This window comes from Pseudomonas entomophila (assembly GCF_029478665.1).
GTDB classification, from domain to species: Bacteria; Pseudomonadota; Gammaproteobacteria; order Pseudomonadales; family Pseudomonadaceae; genus Aquipseudomonas; species Aquipseudomonas entomophila_F.
In genome coordinates, this window is record NZ_JARPQB010000056.1 from 22778 (window position 1) to 33428 (window position 10651).

Below are 10651 nucleotides of genomic sequence, written 5' to 3' on the forward strand. Positions count from 1 at the left end.
CGCACAGCGTGGGGCGCGGGCTGCTGTGCCGCCGACCAAAACCCGTCACTGCAAGGAACCCTGCATGTTCGAGCTGGACCACGACCTGGCCCAGGACATCGTCGACCGGGCGATGGCCATCCTGCCGTGCAACGTCAACGTGATGGACAGCCAGGGGCTGATCCTCGGCAGTGGCGAGCCCGGGCGCATCAACACCCGTCACGAAGGCGCCCAGCTGGTGCTGGCCAACGGCAGGATCGTCGAGCTCGACGTGGAGGCCGCCAAGTGCCTCAAGGGCGTGCAGCCCGGCGTGAACCTGCCGTTGATGCTCGATGGCCGGTTGATTGGCGTGCTGGGCCTGACCGGTGATCCGCAGCAGTTGCGCACCTATGGCGAACTGGTGCGCATGACCGCCGAAATGCTCTTGGCCCAGCGCTACCTGCAGGTGGAGCAGCAATGGCGGCGCCAGCGTTGCGACGACCTGCTGGCCTTGCTCCTGGGCGGCAGCGGCGACTCGCCGCGGCTGGTCGATGAAGCCCAGCAACTGGGGCTCAAGCCCAACCTGCCACGCATTCCCTGCCTGTTCGAACTGCACGCGGGGCCACCGGCCGAGGCATTGTCGGCGTGGCTGATGAGCCGCTACCCGGACAGCTGGTGCGTCAGCCCGGCGCGGCAGTCGTTGCTGTGGTGCCGCCCGGCAGGCGTGGTGCTCGACGAGGCGCGCCTGATCGAACGGCTGCGGCGTCATGGTTGGGAGGTGGAGCGCCTGGCTTTGGGGAGCCTGGCGCAGAGCCTGGAGCAACTGCGCCGGGGTTACCGGCGTGTGCGTGACCTGCTGGCCTACGGCCGTGAGGTGGTGCCCCACGAGTGTCTGCTCTCGTTGGCGCGCTACCGCTTGCCCGCGTTGCTTTGGCGTCACCGCAACGACGATGCCCTCGATGAACTATTGGAGCCGTTGCAGCGGATCCGCGCCAAGGATGTCAGCGGCCAGTTACTGGCCACATTGCGCGCCTGGTGTGCGCATGATGGCCAGAGCCAAGCCTGTGCCGATGCCCTGGGGATTCATCGCAACAGCCTGCGTTATCGGCTGGAACGTGTTGCCGAGCTGGGGGAAGTAGACCCGTTGCGGCTCGAAGGCATGCTGAGCCTGTATCTGGGGCTGCAACTATTGCCGGCGGAATGACCCACCCTTGATAGGAGAAAGCAGGCAACCGCCCAAACAACCCGCCTGCTGTTTTGTGCATTCGACCGAGGCCGCTGTGTCGCGCACCTGTCAGCATGCGCGGTATCAGGACAGGAGATCCCCATGAAAATCGTCATCGCCCCCGATTCGTTCAAGGACAGCCTCGACGCTGCCGGTGTCGCCCAGGCCATTGGCAGCGGCCTGGCCGAGGTCTGGCCGCAGGCTGAGCTCGTCGAGTGTCCGATGGCCGATGGCGGCGAAGGCACGATGGAGGCCATCGTCGCGGCCTGCCACGGTGAGCAGCGTCGCCAGGTGGTGCGTGGCCCCTTGGGCGAATCAGTCGAGGCCGCCTGGGGTTGGTTGCCCGACAGTCGCACGGCGGTGATCGAGATGGCCCAGGCCAGCGGCATCCAGCGGGTGCCCAGCGCCCAACGCGATGCCTGCCGCAGCAGCACCTGGGGCACCGGCGAACTGATCGCCGCAGCGTTGGCGGCGGGGGCTCGGCGGATCGTCCTGGCGATTGGCGGCAGCGCCACCAACGACGGTGGCAGCGGCATGTTGCGGGCGCTGGGCCTGCGCCTGTTCGACGCCGAGGGCCAGCCATTGGCAGAAGGCGGCCTGGCCCTGGCGCAGTTGGCGTGCATAGATGCCAGCGATCTCGACCCGCGCCTGGCCGAAGTGCAGGTGGAGGTTGCCGCGGATGTCGATAACCCTCTGTGCGGCCCCAACGGCGCTTCGGCGATCTTCGGCCCGCAGAAGGGCGCCAGCCCAGAGCAGGTGCAGGCGCTGGACCAAGCCCTGGCGAACTTTGCCGATCACTGCGCCCGTTTGCTGGGCAAGGACGCACGTGACGAGCCGGGCAGCGGCGCGGCCGGGGGCATGGGGTTCGCGGCCAAAGCCTTCATGGGGGCGCGCTTCCGCCCTGGCGTGGAGGTCGTCGCCGAGCTGGCCGGGCTGGATGCCCTGGTGCAGGGCGCCGACCTGGTGATCACCGGCGAGGGCCGTTTCGACGCGCAGACGTTGCGCGGCAAGACTCCGCTGGGCGTGGCGCGGGTGGCCAAGCGGCATGGTGTGCCGGTGGTGGTGCTGGCCGGCACCCTCGGTGCGGGTTACGAGCAGTTGTATGCCCATGGCATCGATGCCGCGTTCGCCCTGGCCAGCGGGCCGATGACGCTGGAGCAGGCGTGCGCCGAGGCCGGTGCGCTGCTCAAGGCGCGGGCAGGGGATGTGGCGCGGTTGTGGCAGGTGGCCCGCCTGTAGGAGCCAGCCTTGCTGGCGATGCCCGGCATAGCCGGGCCAGGGGTGCCACACGTTCTGTGTGGGGACGATAGTGTTGTTCTGAATGAGCCGGCCCTTTCGCCGGCAAAGCCGGCTCCTACAGGTGTGGCGCGACCCGTTCAATCGGCTATCAAGGTCGTTTGGAAAGCGCCATGATCCGTTCCAGCCCCGCATACTCCTTGTGCCCCACCGGCACCAACCCTGTTGCTTCCTGTGATGCCACGAAGCCCGCCAGCCCTTGCGGGTCCTCCAGCATCGCCTGGCGCAAGCGTTGCTTCAATGCCGGGCACAGGCTGGCACTGAACACATAGGGGTCGTAGTAGATCGGCGCCGAGCGCCACAGCACCCGCAACCGCGCCGGGTCGATGGCGTGCTCGGCCAGGTAGGCGTCGGCCCGTTCGCTGGCGACGAAGGCGGCATCCACCCGACCGTCGAGCAACGCGTCCAGGGCTTTGTCGTGATTGCCGGCATACACCAGCGAACTGAAGTAACCCTGCAGCGGCGCACCTACAAGGCCGGCGAACTCGACACTGGGCACCAGGCTGCCCGAGGTGCTGGCCGGGTCGCTCAACGCCACCCGAGAACCTTTCACGGCATTGAGGTTGACAGGCCCCTCGGCGCGGGTCAGCAACAGCGCCTGGTAATGGTTGCCGGCGGGTGTATAAGGCCCGGCATTGAGTGTGAAAGTGGCGAAAGGCTCGATGCGCGGGTCGCGGCGATGGGCGAGCAGGTAGGCGGCCGGGCCCAGCCTGGCGATGTCCGCGCCACCGGAAACGACGGCATCGACCACGCTTTCATAGGAGCTGTTGACCACCAGTTCCACCGGCACGCCAGCCGCCTTGCCCAGGCGCTCGAGCAATGGCTGGTGCTCGCGCCGCATGTCCTCGACGTTCTTGATCGGGATGATCGCCAACCGCAGGCTGTGTGGCTTGCAGTTGGCCAGCGCGGTGTCGGCCAGCAAGCTGGCCAGCGCCACTGCGGCAAGGGTCTTCAATACACGCATGCCTTCTCCTCGGTGTTGTTGAACGGCGGGTAGTCGTGCAGCTGGGCGGGCGACAACGGCCGGCTGAAATGGTAGCCCTGGGCGATGTCGCAGCCGGCGAGCTTGAGGCACACCACCTGTTCGCGGGTCTCGACCCCTTCGGCCACCACTTCCAGGCCCAGGCGCTTGGCCAGGATGATGGTCGAGGACACGATCGGGCTGTCGTCATGGCTGTTGCTCAGCGGGGCGATCAGCGCACGGTCGATCTTGAGTTTGGACAGTGGCAGCGATTGCAGGTGGGCAAAGCCCGCGTAGCCACGGCCGAAATCGTCGAGGCTGATGCCCAGCCCGGCGTCGCGCAGGCAATGCAGGTGCTCGATGGCGCAACCTTGCGGGTCGAGCACGGTGGTTTCGGTGATTTCCAGCTCCAGGCGCTGGGGAGCGATGCCGTGGTACGCCAACTTCGCCAGCAGTCGCTCGCTGAAATCGGCCTGGCGCAGCTGCAGGGCCGAGACATTGACCGCCAGCCGCGCCCCGTGGTCGCGCAGGCGCCAGCGCGCCAGTTCCTCGCAGGCCAGGCGCAGCACCTCCCAACCCAGCTCCACGATGAAGCCGCTGCGCTCGGCGACACCGATGAACCGATCAGGGTAGAGCAAGCCAATACTTGGGTGCTGCCAGCGCACCAAGGCCTCGTAACCCTGTACCTGCAGGGTGTCGAGGCGCACCTGCGGCTGGAAGTGAAGCACGAACTGGCGCTCGGCCAGGGCACTGCCGAACGCCTGCTCCAGAGTGAAGGCCTGGATATCGGTCAGGTTCAACGAGGGGTCGAAGAAGCGGTACTGGGCGCGCCCGGCCTGCTTGGCCGAGTACATGGCTGCGTCGGCGCAGCGGATCAGTGTGTCGATGTCCTGGCCGTCGCGGGGGCAGATGCTCACGCCGACGCTGGGGCTGGTGTTGACCTCCCGACCATCCAGGGCGTAGGTGGCGGACAGTTTCTCCACCAGCATGCGCACCCAGGCGTCGATCTGCTCTTCGCCGCGTTCCCCGGCCAGCAACACCACGAACTCGTCGCCGCCGAAGCGCGAGGCTTCGTCACCGGGCTCCAGCAGGCGCTGGATGCGTCCGGCCACGGCCTGCAACAACAGGTCGCCGAGCTTGTGCCCGAGTGAGTCGTTGATCGACTTGAAACGGTCCATGTCAATGAACAGGATCGCCATCAAGAGCCGTTTTCCACGTTGCTGGGCCAAAGCCTTGGTCGCGACCTCGACGAATTGGCGGCGGTTGTGCAGGCCACTGAGGTGATCGGTGGCGGCGGCGAGGCTGCTACGCCGGTGGGCGTCCTCCAGGCGATCGATCAGTTGCTGGTTGACCCACTGCGCATGCTCCAGCTCACGAAACGCTTCGTGGCGTTTGCGCAGCAGGCGCAGGCCCCAGCCCAGGCTGGCGAGGATCAGCAGGGTCATGCTCAGGTTGAGCCAGAACTGGCGGTGGCTGGCCAGCAGGGCTGGGGCGAGGATCTCGTCATGGCGTTGGCTGACCACCACGCTGAAACCACGTGCGGCGATGCGCCGGTACAGGCTTTGGAACGGGCCGTCGAGGCTGTACTGGGTGAGCAGGCCGGATGCTTCGCTGTCGCCCGGCAGCCCCGGCACCAGCGTGGGGCCGGCGATCACCACGCCGCTGGCGTCGATGCGCAGGCGCTCCTGGCCGTCGTCCTGAAGCAGGCGCACCAGCCCGCTGCGGCCCAGGTCGATGTGCTGGAACAACACCGCGAGGTAGCCGATGTCCAATTGCACCACGAGGATGTTGTCGATCTCATGGCCTGGCAGGTCGGTCAGTGGCAGCAGGAACGGCAGGCGCCAACTGGGCAGTGCCGTGTTGCTGTCGGGGGGCAGGGCACGGGGCAGGAAGGCCTTGAACCCGTAGCGCGAGACGTGAGTCTTGAGCTGGTCGAGCCAGGCCTGTGGGAGCTGCGCCGGTTCGTCGGGGTGGCTGGATGAAAGCTGCCGGCCTTGGCGGTCATATAGGCTCATGCGTTTGAAGGCCGGGTCTTCGGCGAGGAGCCGCGCGAGGCTGAAATTGCCTTGGCGCAGGCTTTTCATGTCGTCCTGGGTCACTCTGCCCACGGCCTGGGCGCGGTCGACCAGCTGGCGCAGGTTTTCGCCGACGATGCTCGCCAGGTTGAGGTGCTCGGCCGCCTTGCCAGCCAGGGCGTCGCGGCGCGAGGCGGCTTTCTGGTTGACGTGCAGGGCCCAGAGGAAAGTCAGAGTCATAGCGCACAGCGTCAACAGCAGCAGGGGTAACAGCCCGGCGGAAGAGAGAGAGCGGCGGATCATTGGGTTGGCTGTCCGGCCCGAAAGTTGTCTGGAGAAAATACGACAGGAAGATGTCATTAAGATGGCAGATTGCCTTATGCGGGGTGACCACCCTGCCATCAGGTACACGTTTGATCTCAACCTATGGAGGTGACGAGGTTTCAGCCTGGAAGCCTCGAACAGGTGAGCCTGAGCTTTTGCTGTTGTTCGAGGATTGGGGTACTTCAAGCGTTAGATTTGAATCAATTTAACAGTCGAATCACCGCTTCCACACCAGTCAGGGTGCCGTGCAAAAAAATCGAGGACGGATGCTTCATTGACAGATGCGTCGTAAAAAGGCTACGCAGCTCAATACCCAGATCGTGCCGCTGTATAAGTTCTTCGTCATGTTGATCGTTATGGAGCTGAAGGTAGGGGTTTAGATCGATACAGACGTGAAGTGCAAATTCAGGTGCCTGAATGGCAAGATGCAACGCGCCTTCTGAGTAATCCATTGAAAAGAAATTGGGCGCGCCTTGTATAAAGGGTACAGGACATCGATGCCTCCATTGTGGGTTCTGTTGGGCTTGGGGGTTTACATGTGCGCTTCGTCTTATTGTTTCACGCGTCAGGAGGCCGGGCCTTCATATTTGGTCTTGTTTTTTTATGCTGCATGGCGCTGGGATCGTGTCCCAGGAAGTGGTTAACTCATCATGGCTCTGGCCACTGAGTTTGCCGTTTAGTTGATCACGGCCGACAGCTTGGCCTGTGGATTATCGCTGACGGGGCAACGAAGTGGATCATTTGCTTGAGCACATCAGCATCGGCCCCTTTCTCAACCCGCTGGGTCAATGCGATAGTGGGCTTGGTCATCGTGGTTTCTCTGGTGAAGGTTAAGTCCGCAAACTCAACGTTAGCCAAGAACCACGATGACCATCCTCTTTCGCCTGTAGGGCGCCTTCGGCTGGTTCAGTTACACCACTTCCTGGGACACGATCGGCGCTGCGAAAAGCTTTGCGGCGATGATTCACATTAGCTTGCTGGCGACGGTGCCTACGGCATTACTTTTCGTACAGAGTCTAGTGGCGTGCCTTTAAGGTACCAGTTGGGTTTGGCCAAAATTATCGTATCCGTCATGAACTCCACCGGGTTCTTTGGTAGGGAAGAGGAGAATGCGATTTCCGCGCGCTTCGGCGCAGAAAAATCACCATACTTGATAAGTTTGCTAGGCCAGGTTTGCTGGTAGATACGCTCCCAGGCAAGCTTTGGTAGCACCAAAGGGCCGTCGATTTTAGGGAACTGGCCTGCAGTCAAATCAAAAACGTACTCCATGTCGCCCATTTTGCCGAGCAATACATAGTGATTGGAAGGCATTATGTCATCGGGCTTCTGCCATATGTACATTCCGCGAACTCTAATGTCGGTCATCCCCTTGTCAATCATGTATTTTTTGGTTTCATCCAAAATATTGAAGCAGTTTTCCTTTGGGTTATTCACCATCCTAGATAGGCTTGGGATCTTGTCGATGTCGGATCGGTAATTGCTCAGCGTAGGTGGTAGTTTGATCTCGGGTTGAGACGAGATGATTTCCCTGATGGGTTCATGTTTTGTTGGTGTATTGGCTATGGGCGTTTTCAGCTGTTTGATGCTCGCCTTATTGGTTTTGGTTTCCGCAGCCTTGGATAGGTGTTTGATTATTTTTGGAGTTGATGATTTTGCCTTGGAATAAATAGACATCAACCATTTTGCTTTTAGTGGCTTGAGCGCTGCGGAGCCACTGATCAAACCAAACACGCTGGACATGACAAGATCTTCTAGTGCTTCCTTTTCGCGCTCCGTTCCTTTGTCTTGTATATATCGATACGTATCTATTCCAATAATGCCGCCGCCAATAAAACCATTCGCCGCAGCGGCTGTGATCGTCCCGGTCAGACCAAATGGAAGCATCGATATAAGACCAGTTGGAATAGAAGCTGTTGCTAAAATATGTTTTAAGATCGCAAGCGCTAGATCGGTATTACGTTCGCGTTGTGAGTAAAACAGAAAGTCAATATTGCTGCCCGTATTGGTCAAGGTGTTGTCAGCGAGTGCATCAGCAAGCTCTCGTAATCCGCTCATCTCTTTAAATTCCAACGGGGTTTTATAACGGCGCATTATTCTAATGGTCGCTGATGCTTTCCGGCGTTTCCCTAGAGGGTTTGATTCTGCTGCGTGTAATCCTAGGTTGTCGCTGCAACTTTTAGAATCTCTTGTCGAAGTGTTTTCACACAAGAATTCCTTGAATTTTGGATTGTCAAGGTGGTGGTGGTATCCAGATGGGCTGGTATCTCCAGAACGGTTGATCGAAAAGCGATACGTGTTCTTTGAGTTTAATGATATGAAAAGGCCTTCTGGCACATTTTCGTACCTTTCGTAATAGGGCTTATATAGCGTCAGGCTGGATGTCTTTCCTAGCAGGAATACATTGGAAACAGGGGTGCCATTTATGCTTATGACAGAGGCTTTTAATTCGCCATTCAAAAAGCGAGTGATTGTGTTTTTACTTTCTGTGTCTATGCCACTCTCATTCAGCAACTGCAGGCAGTGCGAGACGATGTTGCCTGTATAAGCATTAGTCAGGTTGGCACGAAGGGCCGTTGTGCTTCTGATTTTTTCCACATTTTGATGCATCTCCTGACCTAGCTCTCTGAGCTTTTTTCTTGCGCCCATGGCAAATCGCTCAAGGTGTTCGGACTCAAAGTCAAGTGCGAGTGATTTCGTGATTAAGTCTGTGCTGCCCGATAAAAAAATACTTAGCGGCACGTTATGGTGGTTTGTTTTTTTTGTCGAGCCTCCCAGATAAGGAAGTGGCACATCTTCATGCGTGGTGAGTAGTATGTTGCTATCGGGTGTTAGATTCAGATTTACCTTGTTTGCTTTTTCATAAGCTGCTATTTCGCTTTTAATTTTCTCTTTAAGGTAGTCGAGTGGACTTAGCTCAAGCAGTATTTGATTGGTCTTGGCGGAATTTTCAAGGTGCTTCTCTATCGCCTGTAGGCTCGAGGGCGAAAATTCACCCGCAGATCCATTTTTTCGTATGTCTTGAATAATGTTTGCTACAAGGAATTCGGGTTCGTTAATATGGTGTTGGATTTCTTGGCTTATCCGATCTCTTAGAGACTGGCTCCAAGCAGGAAGCACACTGGCCAGCTGTTCGCCTATGGATGTCGATGATGGGACAAGGTTTAGCGTCCGGGTTAGCCCAATAAAATCACTGTCCAGAGATATTACAACTACGCCGGTAGGTGTATCTATGCCTACGGCTTCATCCCAATCGTCAAGCAAGCCAAGTGTTTTTTTTCCATCCAATACTGCCTGAATCGAATTTGCTATGTCTTTATTGAGCGGAAATGGTGAGTTGGCACTATTTTCACTTGTATGCCGAAGCTTATTCATGAGCCATGCCTGAATAATTTCGGGGCTCACCCGGTGAGCAGTGTTGTCGGTAGGCTTGTGGGTAACGGGCATCGCGCCAACTTCACTTATAGGGATAATGGATTTTATCGCCTTGTCCAATGCGCCGTCGGCCCATTTGACCAAGTCATACCCACCGTTAATACCCCAAGATAACCAGGTGCTCATGCTTTCAGAAGCGAAGTTCTGCGAGCTGGGTTGAGGCGTTGAATTAAACGTCGTGTTATGTTCGCCCGTTTTAGCGCTGCGGTGTTCAATATTGACTGCGGAAGGTGCAGGGGCGGGTAGAGACCAAGTGCTAAAGTTTAAAAAGTTGACGGCACCCTGGATTAGACTCGCCTTTTGGTGTTTTGGAAGTAAGTCCGGAAAGTTGCCGCTAATGTTGGTCTCCTTGGTGGCCCATTCGTTATGTGGTAGCTCTTGGATCACAGACTGGTATTCATGCCAGCTTAATGTTTCGGTGTTTTTTAGCACTGCTGCTATTCCAAGCGGCGACAGCGTGGTCTTACCATTGAAAACAAGACCGTTCATTGACATTAACTTGTTTAATACGTGCTCATGCTTCGGGATTTCGAAAGATGGTTGGCTAAAATAGTCTGCTGGGGCAATCAACTCACTTCGCTCGTGCTCGCCAAGTGCTGCCTCTTTAATGTAATCTCCCATTTTGTTTTTTTCGACTGCTTTCAATACTTCGTTCTGGCTGGCGCCTTTGAGCCAATATAAATTTTTCAACGCCAGCGCGAGATGGCATCGATAAGCGCTCACCTTGTCACGTGCTACATTATATGCCTTGACGTTATAGTCGGTGAATTCGTAATTTTGGGCGATGCGCTCAAGGCTTGCAACGGAAAAACAACCTTCTTTCGACGGCGAGTCTACCCACCAAAGCGGTTTACAAGATTGTTTTTCAGTCTTCCGAATGAATGATCTAATCAAGGGGGGGAGCGTATCAGGCGCATCGTCTAGGGTTGCACCTGCGAGCAACAGAAGTCGCGCATACTCAGGGTTTTTTGATGTATTGTCGGCGTGATTTTGGCCGAGGATTATTGATTGAGCCTGTGTCCTGATATTGGCCGCGAACGCATAGTCGGAGTGGCTTGCGCTCAGGGCCTCGATTGCACACTTTGTTATGAAAGAGGCGATTTCTCCTTCATGGGGGATGCATTTAAGAAGTCGTTCAATGCTGGCGGTACACTGGTTGTAGAATACTTCTTCAATTTGTAATTGAATGCTCTTGCCTGCCACGGTATCAGTAAGCTTTCCTGGCCTGGCGGCAGCCGAACACAATAGTTCGACAACATTGTTTTCTTCTGGCGTGCCCTGCTGGGCCTGTCCGGTTATTATTTCAAGTATCTTCATGAGGGGCGAGCCAATATATAAATGGCTCACCAGTTTAGTGGTGCCGGATCGGCGCCCCATCACTAACAGACGTCTTTTTTTAGGCAGTGTACGAAAAGTAATGTCGTAGGCACCGCCGCCAGC

Annotated in this window: 5 protein-coding genes; 2 read left to right on the plus strand and 3 right to left on the minus strand. The window is 57.9% G+C overall.

The window, feature by feature from the left end; genetic code table 11:
* Positions 1–64 precede the first annotated feature (64 nt).
* Both P5705_RS22610 and P5705_RS22615 read left to right on the plus strand, forming a co-directional pair.
* On the plus strand, positions 65–1162 hold the full coding sequence (locus tag P5705_RS22610) for a sugar diacid recognition domain-containing protein (protein ID WP_277463085.1): 1098 nt from the start codon (positions 65–67) through the stop codon (positions 1160–1162).
* A gap of 123 nt (positions 1163–1285) precedes the next feature.
* Positions 1286–2422, plus strand: a complete 1137-nt coding sequence (locus P5705_RS22615; RefSeq protein WP_277463086.1) for a glycerate kinase — start codon at positions 1286–1288, stop codon at positions 2420–2422.
* Positions 2423–2570: 148 nt separating this feature from the next.
* Here P5705_RS22615 and P5705_RS22620 read toward each other — a convergent pair whose 3' ends face one another.
* From P5705_RS22620 to P5705_RS22630, 3 genes are all read right to left on the minus strand, one after another.
* A complete protein-coding gene (locus P5705_RS22620) occupies positions 2571–3443 on the minus strand; it encodes a phosphate/phosphite/phosphonate ABC transporter substrate-binding protein (RefSeq protein ID WP_277463087.1) in 873 nt (290 codons plus the stop codon).
* Positions 3431–5758 (minus strand): putative bifunctional diguanylate cyclase/phosphodiesterase, encoded by a 2328-nt coding sequence (locus P5705_RS22625; protein ID WP_277463088.1) that lies wholly within the window; start codon positions 5756–5758, stop codon positions 3431–3433. Before P5705_RS22625 ends, P5705_RS22620 begins: the two co-directional genes overlap by 13 nt.
* A 1011-nt stretch (positions 5759–6769) precedes the next feature.
* A complete protein-coding gene (locus P5705_RS22630; RefSeq protein ID WP_277463089.1) occupies positions 6770–10528 on the minus strand; it encodes a hypothetical protein in 3759 nt (1252 codons plus the stop codon).
* Between the last annotated feature and the right edge of the window lie 123 nt (positions 10529–10651).

Bases quoted from the DNA above. Each gene is read 5' to 3' on its own strand.
- P5705_RS22610 (WP_277463085.1), top strand. From the start codon at position 65: ATGTTCGAGCTGGACCACGACCTGGCCCAGGACATCGTCGACCGGGCG.
- P5705_RS22615 (WP_277463086.1), top strand. From the start codon at position 1,286: ATGAAAATCGTCATCGCCCCCGATTCGTTCAAGGACAGCCTCGACGCT.
- P5705_RS22620 (WP_277463087.1), bottom strand. From the start codon at position 3,443: ATGCGTGTATTGAAGACCCTTGCCGCAGTGGCGCTGGCCAGCTTGCTG.
- P5705_RS22625 (WP_277463088.1), bottom strand. From the start codon at position 5,758: ATGATCCGCCGCTCTCTCTCTTCCGCCGGGCTGTTACCCCTGCTGCTG.
- P5705_RS22630 (WP_277463089.1), bottom strand. From the start codon at position 10,528: ATGAAGATACTTGAAATAATAACCGGACAGGCCCAGCAGGGCACGCCA.